This window comes from Amycolatopsis sp. cmx-8-4 (genome assembly GCF_046548675.1).
Taxonomy (GTDB): domain Bacteria; phylum Actinomycetota; class Actinomycetes; order Mycobacteriales; family Pseudonocardiaceae; genus Amycolatopsis.
Genome location: NZ_JAEBDZ010000001.1, coordinates 449,423 through 465,703, shown reverse-complemented (window position 1 = coordinate 465,703; position 16,281 = coordinate 449,423). Strand labels below are relative to the sequence as shown.

The following is a 16,281-nucleotide window of genomic DNA, read 5'->3' as shown; positions in this document are numbered from 1 at the left end:
TCAGCGGGTCGTCAGGTGCGGGGCGTCGACCGCCCAGTACCAGTTGTTGCCCGCCGCGTAGAGGCGCCACGTGTAGCGGGCCGAACGAGCGCCCGCCGGGACCTGCACCGACGCCGTCGTCGGCTGGGACAGGATGTCGCCGCCCCGGTTCGCGGAAGAGGACTCCGGGCCGTACGCCAGGACCGGCTGCTCCGCGCCGCCGTCGAAGGACACCGTCAGGGCGCCGCGCTGGGTGCCGTCCTGGCGGTAGTGCGAGACGAAACCGACGTCCACTGTGGACTTACCGGTCACCGCAAGCGCCGGCGACACCAGCGAAGAGTCGAAGGTCCCCGAAGAAGACGGCGACCCCTTGTCGTCCCACTCGTCGGGGTCCGCCACCGCGAACACGCCCCGGGCGCGCACGTTCGCCTCCCGCTCCTGCCCGGGCGCGGTGCGCGTCCAGAAGTCGTCGTTCGTGAACGCCCAGCCCTGCCACTCCGTGACACCCGCGGGCATGGCCGACGCGTTGCGGACCGTCCAGCCCGACGGCGCGTCGTGCGTCCAGCCGAGCACCGACGCCGGGACGCCCGTTTCGTCCACCCGCGGCTTCAAGACCGCCGAGTCGAACGGATCCGCGGGAAGCGAGCCCAGCGCGTAGCCGTCCAGGGAAAGCGAGATTCCCAGGTGCCGCAACGCCGTCGGCGCGATGTCGACGATCTTCGGCGCCACCGCGGGCGTTCCGGCCGGCACCGCGCCGCCCGCCGCGACCACGAACGTCATGCGCTCCTCGGGGCTGTCGCCACCGTGGCCGCCGGGGCCGGTGTGGCCGTGGTCGGTCGTCAGCATGACCAGCCAGTCTTCGGTGGCGTACGAGGGTCGCGCGCTGATCGCTGCCAGCAGCCGGCCGAGGTACGCGTCGTCCGCGCGCAGGGTCGCCGCGTACTCCGGCGAGTCGGCGCCGTGCGCGTGGCCCGCCTCGTCCGTGTCTCCGAAGTAGACGAACGACGCGTCGGCCTTGTCCTGCTTCAGGTGCTTCTCGGCGTCCGCGGCGATCTGCGGGTCCGTGTTCTCGTAGCCGGCGCTGTCGCCGTCCAGGACGTACTTGCGGTCCTGACCGGTCCGCAGGATCTTGTCGCCGATCGGCTTCCAGTCGACGGCGGCGTACGTGTCGAGCGCTGGGTTCGCCGTCTCGGCGCGCGCCAGCCAGCTCGGGTAGGCGGCCAGGTTGTTGCCGGTGAACGCGTTGTCCTTGACCAGGTGCTTGTCGGGCCAGACGCCGGTGAGGATCGACGACCAGCCGGGCCCGCTGAGCGTCGGCGCCATCCCGCTGCCGTACAGCGAGCTCCGCGACGAGTACCCGCGCTGGACCAGCGCGTGCACGTTCGGCGTGTCGGCGGCGAGGAGCTTGTCGAACCGCGTGCCGTCGAGCCCGATCACCAGCACCTTGGGCGTCTTCGCCGCGCCCTCGGCTACGCCGGTGGCCAGCCCCGCGGCCGCCACCAACGCCGTGACCAGGCAGAACAGTCTCCGCATGAACCCTCCAGGAATTGGTTCGGATGAGTTACCCGGAGGTTAGGGAGTCACGAAGACGAAGAGGTGAACGCGCGGCGAAACCCGGTGAGCCATCAGCGGACCGGCTGCAGCTCCCGGCCGTCGTAGGACTCGCGGGCCGAGCGGATGCGGCCGAAGTTGGCCTGGGACCAGGCGCTCAGCGCGATCAGGTGCGCGCCGACCTCGGCGCCCATGTCCGTGAGCGCGTACTCCACCGATGGCGGTGTCGTCGGGTAGACCGTGCGCGTCAGGAAGCCGTCGCGCTCCAGCTGGCGGAGGTTCTGGGTCAGCATCTTCTGGCTGACGCCGTCGACCGCGCGGCGCAGCTCGCCGAAGCGGTGCGGGCCGCGGGCCAGCGCGCCCAGGACCAGGGCCGTCCACTTGTTGGCCAGCAGGTCCAGCACGTCACGGCACGGGCAGCTGCGGAGGTAGACGTCCCAGGGTCCGTCCTGGTCGCAGGTGGTTTCCATCGGGTACCTACTTTACGAAGAAGTGCCTTCTGGCGAAAAGTGCCTACCCGTCCGAGTATAGGAGCCGACCCCGGAAAGAAGGAGCGAACAGATGCGCATCGTGACCCAGCAGGCACTCGGCGGCCCGGAGGTGCTGACCGTCACCGAAGCACCGCGGCCGGCCCCCGGGCCCACGGAGGTCCTGGTGCGGGTGCACGCCGCCGGGATCAACCCGGTCGACTGGAAGGTGCGCGCCGGCGGCGGGTTCCTCGGCGAGCCGCCGTTCACCGTCGGCTGGGACGTCGCCGGCGTCGTCGAGGAGACCGGCTTCGGCGCCACCGGCGTCCGGCAGGGCGACGAAGTCCTCGGCATGCCCTGGTTCCCGCGCCCGGCCAACGCCTACGCGGAGTACGTCACCGCGCCCTCGCGCCACTTCGTGCGCAAGCCCGCCGGACTCTCGTTCGCCGAGGCCGCCGCGCTGCCGCTGGCCGGGCTGACCGCCTGGCAGGGCCTGGTCGACGTCGGGAACGTCCACAGCGGACAGCGGGTGTTCGTCGACGCCGCCGCGGGCGGGGTCGGGCACCTCGCCGTCCAGATCGCCAAGGCGCGCGGCGCGTACGTGCTCGGCACGGCCAGCGCGGGCAAGCACGACCTGCTGCGTGAACTCGGCGTCGACGAGCCGATCGACTACCACGACGAAGCCGCGACAGCGTCCGATGTGGACGTCTACTTCGGACTCGTCGGCGAGGAGAGCGACCTGCGCTGGCTGCCCGCGATCAAGGAAGGCGGACTGCTGATCGGCGTGCCCAGCGGCGTCGGCGACCGGGTCGAAAAGGCGGCTGCCGAACGGAAAGTGCGGACGGAACGAATCCTCGTCGAACCGGACCGCGGCGGGCTGACCGGCCTCGTCGAGCTGATCGAGGCCGGTCAGCTGAAGGTCCGCGTCGAGCAGACCTTCCCGCTGGAAGACGTGGCGAAGGCGCACGAGCTGGGTGAGTCCGGCCGGGTGGCCGGGAAGCTCGTGCTGACCGTCTAACCCCTGGCGAGCACCTGGGGCAGCACCGTCGTGAGCCCGGTCCAGTCGGACGTGATCACCGACGCGTGCTGCTTCGCCAGGTCGGCGACGCGCTGGTTGGCCTGCTCGACCGTCGGGTTGTGGGCGTCGATGGCCGGCGCGACGTTCTGGCCGTCGGTCATCACGACGTAGTAGTGGTTGGTGTCGTACCAGCCCGGCCCGGTCTGGGTGACCCACGCGTTCGCGTCGCCGTCGAAGACCACGAACCACGGCTTGAGGTCGGCGGTGTACTTGTCGCGCGGGTCACCGCCGGCCGCGCCGTGCACGGTCGGGAAGATGTAGGCGTCGCCGATCCGGCCGGCGTTCTTGAGCCCGACCAGGTAGCGGCCGTACTCGACGTCGGTCTTCAGCGTGTCGGTCGGGTTCTGCTCCTCCACCGTGCCCGGGATGATCTCGGTGATCACCCGGCCCCGCAACGCGTCCACGGACGGCCAGTTGTCCGCCTTGGCCGCGTCGTCGAGCGTGCCGTAGCCGCCGAGCAGCTCCCCCGGGCGGAAGGCGACGCTGCCGAGGTGCGAGCGGAACGTGGCGTCCAGCTCGTCCGGGCCCATGCCGGTGTTGTCCGAGAAGCCGGTCTTCATCTCGAGCTTGAGCGTGAGCGGCGTGTGCCCCGGGTGGGCCGCGAGCCAGATCCGGATGTCGTCGAGGCAGTACTCCAGGTTCTTGTTCTTCCCGCCGGTGTACAGCTGCGCCGCCGACGTCGCCGCGACGCAGTTGTTGCTGTTCCCCAACGGGTTCGAGTGGCTGACCTTCCACTCGTGGGTGAAGAAGTCGGGCCATACGTCGAGCTCGATCAGCGACGAGCCGGCGTCGAGCGCCCTGGCCAGGTAGTCGTAGGCCGCCGGGTCGTACGTGTTGTGCACGCCGACCGTCGTGACGTGGGAGAGCTTCGGGCCGTCCGCATTGGCGGCGGTCGCCCCGGAGAACGTGAGAGCGGCCGTGAGGAGTACCACCGAGAAGAGCTTCATCCAGGCTCCTTCGCCCATACAGTGCCGATGGTTACCAATCCGACAGCAGCCACGGCGGAAACCGGCGCCTCGTGCAGACCGGCTGCGGACCGTATCCGCCTACTTCCTGCCAGATTGGTAACTGGTGAGTAGCCCACACAATGTGCCACCGTGGTGGCCTGTTGATGAAGCAAAAGCGGCCGATTGGCCTAGACCAGAAGTCGGGAAGAGAATGACCACGAGCCCGCCCACCGCGTTGACCATCGCCGGTTCGGACTCCGGCGGCGCCGCCGGTCTGCAAGCGGATCTGCGCACGTTCCTGACCTGCGGCGTCCACGGCCTGGTCGCGGTCACCGCCGTCACGGTGCAGAACACCCTGGGCGTGCACGACCGCGCCGACCTGCCGCCGCACATCGTGGCCGGGCAGATCGAGGCCGTCGCGGCGGACATGGGTGTCGGCGCGGCCAAGACGGGCATGCTGGCGTCCGCGGCGATCATCGACGCCGTCGCGGCGGCGTGCGACAAGGCGGAGATCGGCCGCGACGAGAAGATCCCGTTCGTCGTCGACCCGGTCGCGGCCTCGATGCACGGCCACCCGCTGTTCGACGACGCCGGCCTGCGCGCCCTGCGCGACGAGCTCCTGCCGCGCGCGACGGTGCTCACCCCGAACCTCGACGAGGTCCGGCTGCTGACCGGGATGACGGTGAAGGACCGCGAGGGCATGCACACCGCGGCGGTGGTGCTACACCGGATGGGCCCGCGCTACGTCCTGGTCAAGAGCGGCCACCTGCAGGCGGACCCGGAGTGCGTCGACCTGCTCTTCGACGGCTCGACGTTCGTGGAGCTGCCGGGCGAGCGCTACCCGACCCAGCACACGCACGGCGCGGGCGACACGATGGCGTCGGCGCTGACGGCGGGCCTGGCGAAGGGCATGTCGGTGGTGGAAGCGGCCCGCTACGGCAAGTGGTTCGTGTCCCAGGCGGTCGAGCACGCCTACCCGATGGGCGCCAAGGTCGGGCCGGTCTCGGCCTTCTGGCGGCTGGCACCCGAAGAGCGCTGAGTACCGGCACGACTTGCGGCAACCTGCGCCCGAAGACCCGCCGGTCGCCGCCATTCGCGCACGAAACCCTGCGCTGGGGCGACCGAAACAGGCTGTCCGGCGGCCGGCCCCGAAGATCGCGGGTCACCCGCCGGACCCCGCCCACTCGCCCGGGCCGCGGCCGCGACCTTCCCGCGGTCCGGGCCCGACACCCGGGCAAACCGGTCGCCGGCGCCCGCGCGACACGGCACCGCGCGGGCGCCCGAACCACACCAGCCCCGGCCTTCTGGCGGCTGGCACCCGAAGAGCGCTGAGTACCCGTCCGGTTACCCTTTCCTCGTTTACTGATCCTTGACCACAACGGGGGACGGCCTTGACCGGGCGCGAGCGGGTGGCGAGGTTCCTCGAGGACCGCCGCTTCCAGAACTTCATCATCGCGGTGATCGTGTTCAACGCGGTCACCCTCGGCATGGAGACGTCGACGTCGCTGATCGACGGCTACGGCGGCCTCCTGCACACCCTCGACCACATCGCGCTCGGCATCTTCGTCGCCGAGCTGCTGGCGAAGTTCTACGCCTACCGCGGCGCGTTCTTCCGGGACAACTGGAACGTCTTCGACCTGCTGGTCGTCGGCATCGCGGTGATCCCGGCGACCGGGCCGTTCGCGGTGCTGCGGTCGCTGCGCGTGCTCCGGGTGCTGCGGCTGATCTCCGTCGTGCCGTCGATGCGCAAGGTCGTCTCCGGGCTGCTCGCGGCGATCCCCGGGATGGCGTCGATCGCCGCGCTGCTCGGGCTGATCATCTTCGTCGCGGGGGTGATGGCGACCAAGCTGTTCGGCGTGATCTCGCCGGAGAACTTCGGCGACCTCGGGACGTCGTTGTTCACGTTGTTCCAGGTGATGACCGGCGAGGCGTGGCCGGACATCGCGAAGGAGATCATGCAGCAGGCGCCGATGGCCTGGATCTTCTTCGTCGTCTACATCCTCGTGTCCAGCTTCGCGGTGCTGAACCTCTTCATCGCCGTCGTGGTCAGCGGCATGGAGGACGAGCTGCGCCAAGACATCCGCGAAGAAGAGGCGAAGCAGGCCGCGACGCAGGCCGAAGCGAACCGCGAGATCCTCGAAGAGCTCCGCGCCCTGCGCGCGGAGCTGGCCGAACTACGGCAGAAAGCCGCTTAGCGGTCTTCGTCGGCGATCAGCGCTTCGAGTGCTGGGAGCGCCGTGGTCAGTGCCTCGCGGTGTTCCGGCGACAGCTTGTCGAGCCGCCGGTTCAGCTCCTGGACACGCGTCGACCGGACGCCGGACACGAGCCGCTCGCCCTCTTCGGTGGCCTTCGCCAGCCACGCCCGCCGGTCGACCGGGTCGGACTCGCGGCTGACGTACCCGGCCTCGACCAGGGACGCGATGATCCGCGACATGGTCGCCGCCGCGACACCTTCCTTGGCGGCGAGGTCGCCGAGGCGCAGCTGACCGGCGTGGACCAGCGTCGCGAGCGCGGAGATCGCGCCGTGGCCGGGGCCCGGCACACCGGCCTGGCGCAGTGACCGGGACAGCCTGCCCACGGCGAGGTACAACCTGCCCGAGGTGTCCTGAACCGATGTGGTCACGGCTGGCTCCTTCTGCCCTCACCCGTGCGCGGGTGCGCCGGAAAGTTCCGTCTACCTTACGGGTTGGCGGTGCAGGTTCGGTGTTAAGGCGCTCCGGTTCACCGCGGCGGGCTCGACGCCTGCGCCCAGAAGCGCTGCGGCACCCGCCCAGCGCCGCGGGCCAGCCGCCCGGCGACGACGGCCGACCGCATCGCCGCGGCCATCCGCTCGGGATCACTGGCCCGGGTGACCGCAGTGGACAGCAGGACGGCGTCGCAGCCGAGCTCCATCGCCAGGGTGGCGTCCGACGCGGTGCCGATTCCGGCGTCGAGGATCACCGGGACGCCTGCTCGCGAGACGATCAGCTCGATGTTGTGCGGATTCCGGATCCCGAGGCCGGTGCCGATCGGCGCGCCCAGCGGCATCACGGCGGCGCAGCCGGCCTCCTCCAGGCGCAGCGCGAGCACCGGGTCGTCGTTCGTGTAGACGAACACGGTGAACCCGTCGGCGGCCAGCTGCTCGGCCGCGTCGAGGGTTTCGACGGGGTCCGGGAGCAGCGTCCGGTCGTCCGCGTGGACTTCGAGCTTGATCAGATCGGTACCGAGCGCCTCGCGCGCCAGCCGCGCGGTGAGCACGGCTTCGGCGGCCGTGCGGCAGCCCGCGGTGTTCGGCAGCAGCTCGATCCCGAGGCGCCGGAGCAGTTCCAGGACGCCGGAGCCGCCCTCGGCGTCGACGCGGCGCATGGCGACGGTCGTCAGCTCGGTGCCGGACGCGACCAGCGCCCGTTCGAGCACGGCGAGGTTCGCCGCGCCGCCGGTGCCGATGATCAGCCGTGACGACAGCTTGTGCGTGCCGATGACGAGCGGTGCTTCGTCCACTTCAGCCTCCCTGGACGGCGGTGAGCACGTCGAGCGCCGCGCCCTTGGGCACTGCGGCGGTGGTCCAGTCGCCGCGGCGGACGACGACGCCGTCTACCGCGACGGCGATCCCGGGCCGCTGCCCGCCGGCGGCGTCGAGGACGTCGGCGACGGTCGCGGCGTCCGGGAACTCCGTCCACTTGCCGTTGAGCTTGATCTCCATCACACGTGCTCCTTCTGGTGCAGGCGGGCGGGTGAAGCCGCTTCGACGCCTTCGGGCGGCTTATCGCCTTCGAGCCAGGCGACCACGGCGTCGGCGGTCACCGGGGCCAGCAGCAGGCCGTTGCGGTGGTGCCCGGTCGCGGCGTAGACGCCGTCGTCCAGGACGCCGAGGTACGGCAGCGCGTCACGGCTGCCGGCGCGCAGGCCCGCGGCCGTCTCGACCAGCTCGTACTCGGTGATCGCCGGGAAGACGCGCTCGGCGCCCTCGATCAGCTCGCGGACGCCGCGCGCGGTGACGGCCTGGTCGAAGCCCGCTTCGTACTGCGTCGCGCCGAGAACGAGCTCCTGGTCGCCGCGCGGGACGAGGTAGATCGGCCGGCCTTCGACGACGGCCCGGACGGTCCGCGTCGGCGGCGGCAGGCAGCCGCGGCGCGGTTTCAGCCGGAGGATCTCGCCCTTGAGCGGGCGGACGGCGTCGGCGAGCCGCGGGTGCAGCCGCCCGGTCCAGGCGCCGGCGGCGAGCACGACGGCGTCGGCGTCCGGGATCGTTTCGACGCGTTCGCGGACGAACCGGACTTGGTGGTTGACGCAGGCCGCGTACAGCGCGTTGAGCAGTTTCCGGTTGTCCACGGCCAGGTCGCCGGGTACGTGGAGTCCACTTCGGACGGACGCGACGCCGGGCTCGAGCCGCTTGGCCTCGCGCCCGGTGAGGCGTTCGGCCGCGCGGCCGAGGGAGTGCAGGTAGCCGGCGAGGATGTCGAGGTGCCCGGCGTCGGCGCTGTCGAAGGCGACGACCAGCGTCCCGTGCTCGGCGAGCCCGGGGTCGACGCCTTCTTGACTGAGGTCGCGCGCGAAGCCGGGCCACCGGCGGAGGGACTCTTCGCCGAGGGCGAGGACGTCTTCCTCACCCGGCCAGGCCTCGGTGACCGGGGCGAGCATGCCGCCGGCCAGCCAGGACGCCCCGCCGCGCACGGGTTCGGGGTCGTGGACGGTGACCGCGTGACCTTTCGCGGCCGCGCGCCACGCCGCGGACAGGCCGATCACGCCGGCGCCGACCACGGCCACGGTGTTCGTCATGGGATCACGCTCCCTGCGCCGGCATGACCCGGATCAGGTTCCACGGTCGGAGCGGCAGCTCCCTCTCAGCCCGTGCCTCGGGCTCCCGTGCGGACTCGGCCACCCTACTGTGCCGTTCGTTACCAGTCCAACCACAGTCACGGCCGGATGGCTTTGGTGGCAACGGCACGTACCGCTCGAGGGCCGGCCTGCTTTTGGCCGGACCGGTAACCGGCCAGGTACGGTCGCCGCTATGCCCGCCCTCTCCGGTGACAAGATCCGCGCCCGCCTCGACGCCGCGCGCCTGTACCTGTGCACGGACGCCCGAACGACCCGCGGCGACCTCGCCGCGTTCGCCGACGCGGCACTGTCCGGCGGCGTCGACATCATCCAGCTGCGGGACAAGACCGGCGCTTTGGAAGCCGCCGGCGAGATCGCGGCGCTGGAGGTGCTGGCGGAGGCGTGCGAGCGTCACGGAGCACTGCTCTCGGTGAACGACCGGGCGGACGTGGCGTTGGCGGTCGGCGCGGACGTCCTCCACCTGGGCCAGGACGACATCCCGGTCCCCCTGGCCCGCCGCATCGTGGGCGACGACGTGGTGATCGGCCGCTCGACGCACTCTCTCTCGCAGGCTGCGGCCGCTGCCTCCGAGCCGGGTGTGGACTACTTCTGCACGGGCCCCTGCTGGCCGACGCCGACCAAGCCGGGCCGCTCGGCACCGGGCCTGGACCTGGTCCGTTCCACGGCCGCCGCCGCGGTGTCCCGGCCGTGGTTCGCCATCGGCGGCATCGACGTCCCACGGTTGCCGGAAGTCCTGACGGCGGGGGCGTCGCGGATCGTGGTGGTCCGGGCGATCACGGAGGCGGAGGACCCAGCGGCCGCAGCCCGCGACTTGCGGTCCCACCTCGCCTGACGCTGAAGTCCGTGAAGGCCTCCTTACCGGCCATAAGAGCCGGTAAGGAGGCCTTCACGGCTTTACGGGGTCGGGGTGGCCGCCGCGCCCTGGCTGGTCGGGGGTGCGGCCGAGGTCGTCGGCTTCTGGGAGGTCGTGCTCGGCGTTGTCGGGGTCGTGGTCGGCGTGTCCGACGAGGTCGTCGGTGGGGTGTTCGACTGCGTCGTCGTCGACGACGTGTCCGTCGGTGAGTCCTGGGTGTCGTTCGTCGAGGTCGAGGGCGTCGTCGACGGGGTCGGGGTCGAAGGGCCCGAGCCGCTGCCGAAGATCTTGCCGATGCCCGCGCCCGTGCCGCCCGCCACCTTGCCGCCCGTGGCCGCGTCCACGCTGACCATCGCCAGGATCGCCACCGCGAAGGCCACCACGCTCGTGCCGATGATCAGCGGCCAGCGCAGTTTGCGCAGCCTGCCCGGCTCGTCGTCCGGACCGTCGGTGGGCAGGTCGTCCGGGCGCTTCAGCCGGACCGTGGGCTGCTCGGCCAAGGGCACCTCGACGCCGCCTCGGCGGCGGATCCCCGAAGTCGCCAGCTGCCGGGCCTTCAACGCGGCCGCGCGCGTGCGCTGCAGTGAGCGCAGGTAAACCTCGCCGCCGACCGTGGTGATCACGCTCGCCACGCCCGCGCCGGCCACCGTGCCCGCTACGCCGAGCGTCGACCCCAGCAGCGCCGCCGTCACCGCCGCGAGCGCCGCCGCCATCACCTGCGCGATGCGCAGTCCTGACTTTGCTTCCTTCGTTTCGGAAGTCGCTGCGTTCTCCTTGCTCATGATCCCGATCCGGTAGTAAGTCTTCTCCCCTGTCCAACGTGTAAGGCGCGCGGGAAACTCCCCTCGTTGCCGCAGCGTGAGGAGCGCCACTCCGACTGTCCACAATAGACAGTGCAAATCGCACGGTTTCTTGACATACTCGGCAGATGGAACTGGTGACGATCTCCGACATCGAGGCCGCCGCGAAGCGCGTCGAGGGTGTCGCCGTGCGCACGCCGCTGTTGCTCCAAACGTGGGACCCGCGCAAGTCCTTGTGGCTCAAACCCGAGAGCCTGCAACCGATCGGCGCGTTCAAGGTGCGCGGCGCGTTCAACGCGATCGGCACCCTCGACGACGCGACGCGCGCCCGCGGCGTCATCGCCTACTCGAGCGGCAACCACGCGCAGGCCGTCGCGTACGCGGCACAGTGGTACGGCGTGCCCGCGGTGATCGTCGTGCCGGACGTCGCGCCGCGGATCAAGGTCGAGGCCACCCGCTCGTACGGTGCCGAGGTGATCGAGGTGCCGATCGGCGAACACGAGGCCAAAGCGCACGAACTGGCCGCCGAACGCGGGCTGACCCTCGTCCCGCCCTACGACCACGCGGCGATCATCGCCGGGCAGGGCACCGCGGGCCTGGAGATCGCCGAAGACCTGCCGGACGTCGACGTCGTGCTGGTGCCGGTGAGCGGCGGCGGGCTCGCCGCCGGCGTCGGCACCGCGATCAAGGCGCGCTGCCCGCGGGCGCGGGTCATCGGCGTCGAGCCCGCGCTGGCCGGCGACGCGACCGAGGGCCTGCGGCTGGGCCGCCAGGTCGACTGGCCGATGGCCGACCGCGCCCGCACGATCGCCGACGGCCTGCGCGCGCAGCCGTCCGAGCTGACCTTCGCGCACCTCACGAAGGTCGTCGACGCCATGGTGACGGTCACCGAGGACGAGATCCGCGACGCCGTCCGAACACTTGCGCACAAGGCCCGCCTGGTCGCCGAGCCCAGCGGCGCGGTGACGACGGCGGCCTACCTGCACCACGCGGCCGAGCTGCCCGCCGGCCGCACGGTCGCGATCGTCTCCGGCGGCAACGTCGACCCGGCGCTGTTCGCGGAGATCCTGGCCTGACCCGCTCGGCCCGAGCGCCCCAATGTGGCGTTGGGTGCATCTGACGCACCGAACGCCACATTGGGTGCGTTGGACGCACCCAACGCCACATTGGGGCGCATGGGGCCCGTCAGGAGCCGGCGGCCGGGGCCCCTCGGCGCACGTGCGTCGGCGGGCCCTCGACGCCGCAGCTGAAGCACTCGCCCAGGTGGGGCGACTCGTCGGCGACCGGAGGTGCGGCCGGCGGCGCGGGCGTGGGGGTGGGGGTGGGCGGCGCGAGGACGCCGTTGTGGATGCCGAGCGCGATCAGCCCACCGGCGATGGCCAGGACCGCGCAGATGATCAACGCCGTCCGCCAGCCCGCGGTCAGCGCGACCGGGTCGTTGTACGCCTCGCCGGTCAGCCCGGCCGCGGCGGGTAGCACCGCCACCGCCAGCAGGCCGCCGGAGCGGGCGATCGCGTTGTTGACGCCCGACGCGACGCCGGCGTAGCGGTCCGGGGCCGCGGCGAGCACCGTCGCGGTCACCGGGGCCACCACGGTCGCCAGGCCCAGCCCGAACACGACGACGGCGGGCAGCACGGCCCCGAGGTAGGACGCGCCGGGCGCGATGCGCAGCATCAGCAGCATCCCGATGCCGACGACGATCGGCCCGACCACCAGCTGCGTCCGCGGGCCGATGCGCTGCGCGAGCGCGCCCGAGCGGCCCGAGAGCAGCAGCATGATCACCGTGAGCGGCAGCCCGGCCAGCCCGGCCGCGGTCGGCGAGTAGCCGAGCGAGACCTGCAGCTGCATGACCAGCAGCATCAGCACGCCGCCGAGCGCCGCGTACATGGCGAAGGTCAGCGCGTTGGACAGCGTGAACGTCCGGTCGCGGAACAGCGACGGCGGCACCAGCGGCTCCCGCGAGCGGTGCTGGACGAACACGAACGCGGCCAGCCCCGCGATCCCCAGCACGCCCGCGACCAGCACGATCGGGTCGCCGAGGCCGCGTCCCGGCGCCTCGACCAGCGCGCCGGTGATCCCGGCGAGGCCGATCGCGCCGAGCGCGGCGGCGCCGAAGTCCGGGTGCCCGGTCGCTTCCTCGTCCCGCGACTCGGGCACGAACTTGCGCGCCATGAAGACGACGGCGACCGCGATCGGCACGTTGATCAGGAACGCCAGCCGCCACGACCACAGCTGGACCAGCAGTCCGCCGAGCAGCGGCCCGGCGGCGGCCGCGATGCCGCCGAGGCCGGACCACGCGCCGATCGCGCGGGCGCGCGCGTCGTGCGCGAAGGACGACTGGAGGATCGCCAGCGACCCGGGCGTCAGGAGCGCGCCGCCGATGCCCTGCAGGATGCGCGTCGCGACGAGCATCTCGGTCGACGTCGCGGCGGCGCACAGCCCGGACGCGACGCCGAACCAGACGACGCCGATGAGGTACATGCGGCGCCGGCCGTACCGGTCGCCGAGCGAGCCGGCGACCAGGATGAGCGCGGCGAGCGCCAGCATGTAGCCGTCGAGGATCCACTGGAGCCCGGCGACGGACGCCCCCAGCTCGGTGCCGATGCGGGGCAGGGCGACGTTGACGATCGTGCCGTCGAGCATCGCCATGCCGGAGCCGAGGATGGTCGTGGCGAGCACGCCGCGCGCGGCGTGCGTCCCCCACCGGATCCCGGTGTCTTCGGTGGCTGTCACCAGCACACTCCACCGCGCCCGAAGACCCCCCGTCAACCTGGCCCTACGGCATCAGCGTCGTGACGAACTTGTAGCGGTCCCCCCGGTAGATCGCGCGGGCGAACTCCACCGGCTTGCCGTCGGTGGCGAACGAGTGCCGCGTCAGCATCAGCACCGGCATTCCGACGTCCGCCCCGAGCATCTCCGCTTCCTGCGGCCCGGCGAGCGACGTCTCGATCGTCTCCTCCGCGCGTTCCAGTTCGACGCCGTAGTGCTCGCGCAGAACGGCGTACAACGACGCGCCCGCCGAGACGTGCTTGCGCAAGCCGCGGAAGCGGCCGAGCGGCAGGTGCGTCGTCTCGAGCGCCATCGGCTGGGAATCCGCCAGTCGAAGCCGTCGAAGGCGAAGAATTTTCGCGCCGGTCCGGATTCCGAGCAGTTTCGCCAGATCGCCCTCGACCGGGAGCTCCTCGACTTCCAGGAGCTTGGACGACGGCTTCAGGCCCTGCTTGCGCATGTCCTCGGTGTAGGAGGACAGCTGCAGCCGCTGGGCGAGCTTCGGCTCGGCCGCGAAGGTGCCTTTTCCCTGCACACGGTGCAGCCGGCCCTCGGCGGTGAGGTCGGCCAGCGCCTGGCGCACGGTGGTGCGGGAGACCGTGAACTCCCCGGCGAGCGCGCGTTCCGTCGGGATCGGCGACCCGGGCGGCAGCACGTCGAGCAGGTCCAGCAGGTGCTGTTTCAGCGCCCAGTACTTGGGCTCTCGCTGACCGCGCATCCCGGCGACGGCACCCGCCTCGCCCGCGGTGGTGGTGTCCAACATGCCCGACTCCCTATGTCTTCCCTCATAACACGCCACGTCCCCGTAAGAAACGTACCCTTTTCCCCAAACGCGCCGCCCCACTAAGATTGGTCTAGACCTGACCGACGCCGCCTGAGTCCGGTACATAATGCCGGAGGTGGAGAGGAAAATGATGACCGAACAACGGCCCGGCGAGCACATGGCCGCGGAGATCGCCCAGCAGCCGGACGTCTTGGCCGGACTGGTCGAGCGTCAGGCGGAAATCGCCGGGGTGGCGGAAAAGATCTCACAACGCCCCCCGCGCTTCGCTTTGCTCGCCGCGCGTGGATCGAGTGACCACGCAGCGTTGTATGCGAAGTACCTGATCGAGGTAATGCTCGGCCTTCCGGCTGGTCTTGTCTCCCCGTCCACGGCGACGCTGTACGGCGCGCGGCCCGATTTGCGGGACGTGCTGTTCGTCACGGTCAGCCAGAGCGGTGGCTCACCTGACCTGATCGAGGTGACCGAGACGGCCCGGCGCCAGGGCGCGCTGACCGTGTCCGTCACCAACACGCCCGAGTCGCCGCTGCGCGCGGCGTCGGAGCTCGGCATCGACATCGGCGCCGGTGTCGAGAAGGCCGTCGCCGCGACCAAGACGTACTCCGCCACCCTGATGGCGCTGTACCTGCTGATCGACGCGGTGCGCGGCGGCAAGGCGGCCGACGCCGAGAAGATCGGCGAGCTGGCCCAGCAGACCCTCGACGGCTCCGTCGAGGACGTCCAGCGCGCGGTCGACCGGTACCGCTTCGTGGACCGCGTCCTCACGACCGGTCGCGGTTACTCCTACGCGTCCGCGCTCGAAGGCGCGCTCAAGCTCGCCGAGACCAGCTACCTCGCCGCCCGCGCGTACAGCGGCGCGGACCTGCTGCACGGCCCGGTCGCGGCGGTGAACGGCGAGACCGCCGTGCTCGCGGTGACCAGCGCCGGGCACGGCGGCCAGGCGATGCACGAGGTCCTCGAGGCCGTCGGCAAGCGCGGCGCGGACGTCCTCGCCGTCGGCTCGGCCGCCTCCGAGGTGCCCGCGGCGCTGCGCATCGACGTCGCGCCGACCGTCGAGGACCTGGCGCCGATCCTGGAGATCCTGCCGCTCCAGCGGCTCGCGCTCGGCCTGTCGCTGGCCCGCGGCGGCGACCCGGACAGCCCGCGCGGCCTGCTGAAGGTGACCAAGACCCGGTGACCTTCGCGGTCGGTGTGGACGCCGGCGGCACGTCGACCAGGGCCGCGCTGGTCGACGCCGCCGGCGTCGTGCTGGGTACCGGGCGCGGCGACGGCGCCAACCCCAACGCCCACGCGCCCGAGGTGGCCGCGGGCCGGATCGCCGACGCGATCACCGCGGCCCTCGGCGGGCGCGACCCCGGCGGCGTGCGCGCGTGCGTCGTCGGCATGGCCGGGGTCAGCAAGCTGAGCGATCCGGCGATCGCCGCGGTCTTCGAGGCCGCGTGGGCCCGGATCGGGCTCACCGGCGTCGTCCGTGCGGTCGCCGACGCCGAAGTGGCGTACGCGTCCGCGACCGCCGCGCCGGACGGGACCGTGCTCGTCGCCGGCACCGGCTCGATCGCGGGCCGGATCCGGAAGCGGCGGCTGGCCGGCACCGCGGGCGGCTACGGCTGGCTGCTCGGTGACGAGGGGTCGGCGTTCTGGCTCGGCCGCGAGGCCGTCCGGTCCACTTTGGAGGCACTCGGGCGTGGACTGTCACTCGACGGCCTTCCCTCGGCGGTGCTCGCCGCGGCGCTCGGACCGTCCGGTGTGGACGTCCGGACCGACGCCGAGCGGCTCGCCGCGTCCCGGGCGTTGATCACGAACGCCAACGCGGAGGCGCCGGTGCGGCTGGCCCGGTTCGCCCCCTTGGTGAGCGCGGCGCACGACGCCGGTGAGCCCGCGGCGGGCGACATCGTGGGCCGCGGGGCCGGGCTGCTGGTCGCGAACGCCCTCGCCGCGCGCGAGCCCGGCGAGTCGACTCCGGTCGTCCTCGTCGGCTCGGTGCTCACCGGGACCAGCCCGGTCGGGGCGCTCGTGCGGCGCGGATTGACCGGTCTCGAGGTGCTGACCAGCTCCGATGGGGTGCTCGGGGCGGCCTGGCTGGCCGCCGTCGACGCCTTCGGCGAGGGGACACCGAGACCGGCGCTCCTGGGAAAATGAGCAAAACGCGGCGCGAAGACGTGAAAACGTCGACTGAACCCGGGTAGTCCGGGTACCGTAGACAGTGGCCCCCGGACCCTCCCCCCTCGCCGGGGGCCG

At 71.9% G+C, this 16,281-nt stretch carries 17 protein-coding genes and 1 riboswitch; of the genes, 7 read left to right on the top strand and 10 right to left on the bottom strand.

Annotated features, from left to right (window positions below):
- Both ACLJQZ_RS02295 and ACLJQZ_RS02290 read right to left on the bottom strand, forming a co-directional pair.
- On the bottom strand, positions 1-1,512 hold the full coding sequence (locus tag ACLJQZ_RS02295) for an alkaline phosphatase family protein (protein WP_410618308.1): 1,512 nt from the start codon (positions 1,510-1,512) through the stop codon (positions 1-3).
- A 92-nt stretch (positions 1,513-1,604) separates the two neighbouring features.
- Positions 1,605-2,000, bottom strand: coding sequence for a winged helix-turn-helix transcriptional regulator (locus ACLJQZ_RS02290; protein WP_247058605.1), 396 nt, complete (start codon positions 1,998-2,000; stop codon positions 1,605-1,607).
- Positions 2,001-2,091: 91 nt separating this feature from the next.
- Between ACLJQZ_RS02290 and ACLJQZ_RS02285 the strand changes: the two genes are divergently transcribed.
- Positions 2,092-3,015 carry an NADP-dependent oxidoreductase gene (locus tag ACLJQZ_RS02285; protein ID WP_410618307.1) on the top strand — a complete coding sequence of 308 codons (924 nt, stop codon included), beginning with the start codon at positions 2,092-2,094 and terminating at the stop codon, positions 3,013-3,015.
- Here ACLJQZ_RS02285 and ACLJQZ_RS02280 read toward each other — a convergent pair.
- Complete coding sequence (locus ACLJQZ_RS02280; RefSeq protein WP_410618305.1) at positions 3,012-4,022, bottom strand: phosphatidylinositol-specific phospholipase C domain-containing protein; 1,011 nt, start codon at positions 4,020-4,022, stop codon at positions 3,012-3,014. The genes ACLJQZ_RS02285 and ACLJQZ_RS02280 overlap by 4 nt on opposite strands.
- A 211-nt stretch (positions 4,023-4,233) precedes the next feature.
- On the opposite strand from ACLJQZ_RS02280, the gene thiD reads away from it, so the two are divergent.
- Together thiD and ACLJQZ_RS02270 are read left to right on the top strand one after the other, a co-directional pair.
- Positions 4,234-5,061: a bifunctional hydroxymethylpyrimidine kinase/phosphomethylpyrimidine kinase gene (gene thiD / locus ACLJQZ_RS02275; protein ID WP_410618304.1), complete on the top strand. Its 828-nt coding sequence runs from the start codon at positions 4,234-4,236 to the stop codon at positions 5,059-5,061.
- Between the two features lie 352 nt (positions 5,062-5,413).
- Complete coding sequence (locus ACLJQZ_RS02270) at positions 5,414-6,217, top strand: ion transporter (protein WP_410618303.1); 804 nt, start codon at positions 5,414-5,416, stop codon at positions 6,215-6,217.
- Here the strand turns inward: ACLJQZ_RS02270 and ACLJQZ_RS02265 are convergent.
- From ACLJQZ_RS02265 to thiO, 4 genes are all read right to left on the bottom strand, one after another.
- Positions 6,214-6,645, bottom strand: coding sequence for a MarR family winged helix-turn-helix transcriptional regulator (locus ACLJQZ_RS02265; RefSeq protein WP_247058610.1), 432 nt, complete (start codon positions 6,643-6,645; stop codon positions 6,214-6,216). The genes ACLJQZ_RS02270 and ACLJQZ_RS02265 overlap by 4 nt on opposite strands.
- A gap of 98 nt (positions 6,646-6,743) precedes the next feature.
- On the bottom strand, positions 6,744-7,502 hold the full coding sequence (locus ACLJQZ_RS02260; RefSeq protein ID WP_410618302.1) for a thiazole synthase: 759 nt from the start codon (positions 7,500-7,502) through the stop codon (positions 6,744-6,746).
- Position 7,503: 1 nt separating this feature from the next.
- Positions 7,504-7,704 (bottom strand): sulfur carrier protein ThiS, encoded by a 201-nt coding sequence (thiS, locus tag ACLJQZ_RS02255; protein ID WP_410618301.1) that lies wholly within the window; start codon positions 7,702-7,704, stop codon positions 7,504-7,506.
- Positions 7,704-8,780, bottom strand: a complete 1,077-nt coding sequence (thiO, locus tag ACLJQZ_RS02250; protein WP_410618300.1) for a glycine oxidase ThiO — start codon at positions 8,778-8,780, stop codon at positions 7,704-7,706. Before thiO ends, thiS begins: the two co-directional genes overlap by 1 nt.
- Positions 8,774-8,879, bottom strand: a riboswitch (TPP riboswitch). Its footprint overlaps the gene before it by 7 nt.
- A gap of 133 nt (positions 8,880-9,012) precedes the next feature.
- On the opposite strand from thiO, the gene thiE reads away from it, so the two are divergent.
- Positions 9,013-9,672: a thiamine phosphate synthase gene (gene thiE, locus ACLJQZ_RS02245; RefSeq protein WP_410618299.1), complete on the top strand. Its 660-nt coding sequence runs from the start codon at positions 9,013-9,015 to the stop codon at positions 9,670-9,672.
- Positions 9,673-9,734: 62 nt separating this feature from the next.
- Here thiE and ACLJQZ_RS02240 read toward each other — a convergent pair whose 3' ends face one another.
- On the bottom strand, positions 9,735-10,475 hold the full coding sequence (locus ACLJQZ_RS02240; protein WP_410618297.1) for a hypothetical protein: 741 nt from the start codon (positions 10,473-10,475) through the stop codon (positions 9,735-9,737).
- Positions 10,476-10,621: 146 nt separating this feature from the next.
- On the opposite strand from ACLJQZ_RS02240, the gene ACLJQZ_RS02235 reads away from it, so the two are divergent.
- Positions 10,622-11,569 carry a threonine/serine dehydratase gene (locus ACLJQZ_RS02235; RefSeq protein WP_410618296.1) on the top strand — a complete coding sequence of 316 codons (948 nt, stop codon included), beginning with the start codon at positions 10,622-10,624 and terminating at the stop codon, positions 11,567-11,569.
- Positions 11,570-11,678: 109 nt separating this feature from the next.
- Here the strand turns inward: ACLJQZ_RS02235 and ACLJQZ_RS02230 are convergent, their stop codons facing one another.
- The gene (locus ACLJQZ_RS02230) at positions 11,679-13,226 is read right to left on the bottom strand and encodes an MFS transporter (protein ID WP_410618295.1); all 1,548 of its coding nucleotides are present in this window, start codon (positions 13,224-13,226) and stop codon (positions 11,679-11,681) included.
- 43 nt (positions 13,227-13,269) lie between these two features.
- A complete protein-coding gene (locus ACLJQZ_RS02225) occupies positions 13,270-14,025 on the bottom strand; it encodes a GntR family transcriptional regulator (protein WP_247058618.1) in 756 nt (251 codons plus the stop codon).
- A gap of 148 nt (positions 14,026-14,173) precedes the next feature.
- Between ACLJQZ_RS02225 and ACLJQZ_RS02220 the strand changes: the two genes are divergently transcribed.
- Positions 14,174-15,220 carry an SIS domain-containing protein gene (locus ACLJQZ_RS02220; protein WP_410618582.1) on the top strand — a complete coding sequence of 349 codons (1,047 nt, stop codon included), beginning with the start codon at positions 14,174-14,176 and terminating at the stop codon, positions 15,218-15,220.
- Positions 15,217-16,182 (top strand): N-acetylglucosamine kinase, encoded by a 966-nt coding sequence (locus ACLJQZ_RS02215; RefSeq protein WP_410618293.1) that lies wholly within the window; start codon positions 15,217-15,219, stop codon positions 16,180-16,182. Before ACLJQZ_RS02220 ends, ACLJQZ_RS02215 begins: the two co-directional genes overlap by 4 nt.
- The last annotated feature ends 99 nt before the right edge of the window (positions 16,183-16,281 follow it).

Excerpts from the sequence above, each read along its gene's own strand:
- ACLJQZ_RS02295 (WP_410618308.1), bottom strand. The coding sequence starts at position 1,512 with ATGCGGAGACTGTTCTGCCTGGTCACGGCGTTGGTGGCGGCCGCGGGG.
- ACLJQZ_RS02290 (WP_247058605.1), bottom strand. The coding sequence starts at position 2,000 with ATGGAAACCACCTGCGACCAGGACGGACCCTGGGACGTCTACCTCCGC.
- ACLJQZ_RS02285 (WP_410618307.1), top strand. The coding sequence starts at position 2,092 with ATGCGCATCGTGACCCAGCAGGCACTCGGCGGCCCGGAGGTGCTGACC.
- ACLJQZ_RS02280 (WP_410618305.1), bottom strand. The coding sequence starts at position 4,022 with ATGAAGCTCTTCTCGGTGGTACTCCTCACGGCCGCTCTCACGTTCTCC.
- thiD (WP_410618304.1), top strand. The coding sequence starts at position 4,234 with ATGACCACGAGCCCGCCCACCGCGTTGACCATCGCCGGTTCGGACTCC.
- thiS (WP_410618301.1), bottom strand. The coding sequence starts at position 7,704 with ATGGAGATCAAGCTCAACGGCAAGTGGACGGAGTTCCCGGACGCCGCG.
- thiO (WP_410618300.1), bottom strand. The coding sequence starts at position 8,780 with ATGACGAACACCGTGGCCGTGGTCGGCGCCGGCGTGATCGGCCTGTCC.
- thiE (WP_410618299.1), top strand. The coding sequence starts at position 9,013 with ATGCCCGCCCTCTCCGGTGACAAGATCCGCGCCCGCCTCGACGCCGCG.
- ACLJQZ_RS02240 (WP_410618297.1), bottom strand. The coding sequence starts at position 10,475 with ATGAGCAAGGAGAACGCAGCGACTTCCGAAACGAAGGAAGCAAAGTCA.
- ACLJQZ_RS02235 (WP_410618296.1), top strand. The coding sequence starts at position 10,622 with ATGGAACTGGTGACGATCTCCGACATCGAGGCCGCCGCGAAGCGCGTC.
- ACLJQZ_RS02225 (WP_247058618.1), bottom strand. The coding sequence starts at position 14,025 with ATGTTGGACACCACCACCGCGGGCGAGGCGGGTGCCGTCGCCGGGATG.
- ACLJQZ_RS02220 (WP_410618582.1), top strand. The coding sequence starts at position 14,174 with ATGATGACCGAACAACGGCCCGGCGAGCACATGGCCGCGGAGATCGCC.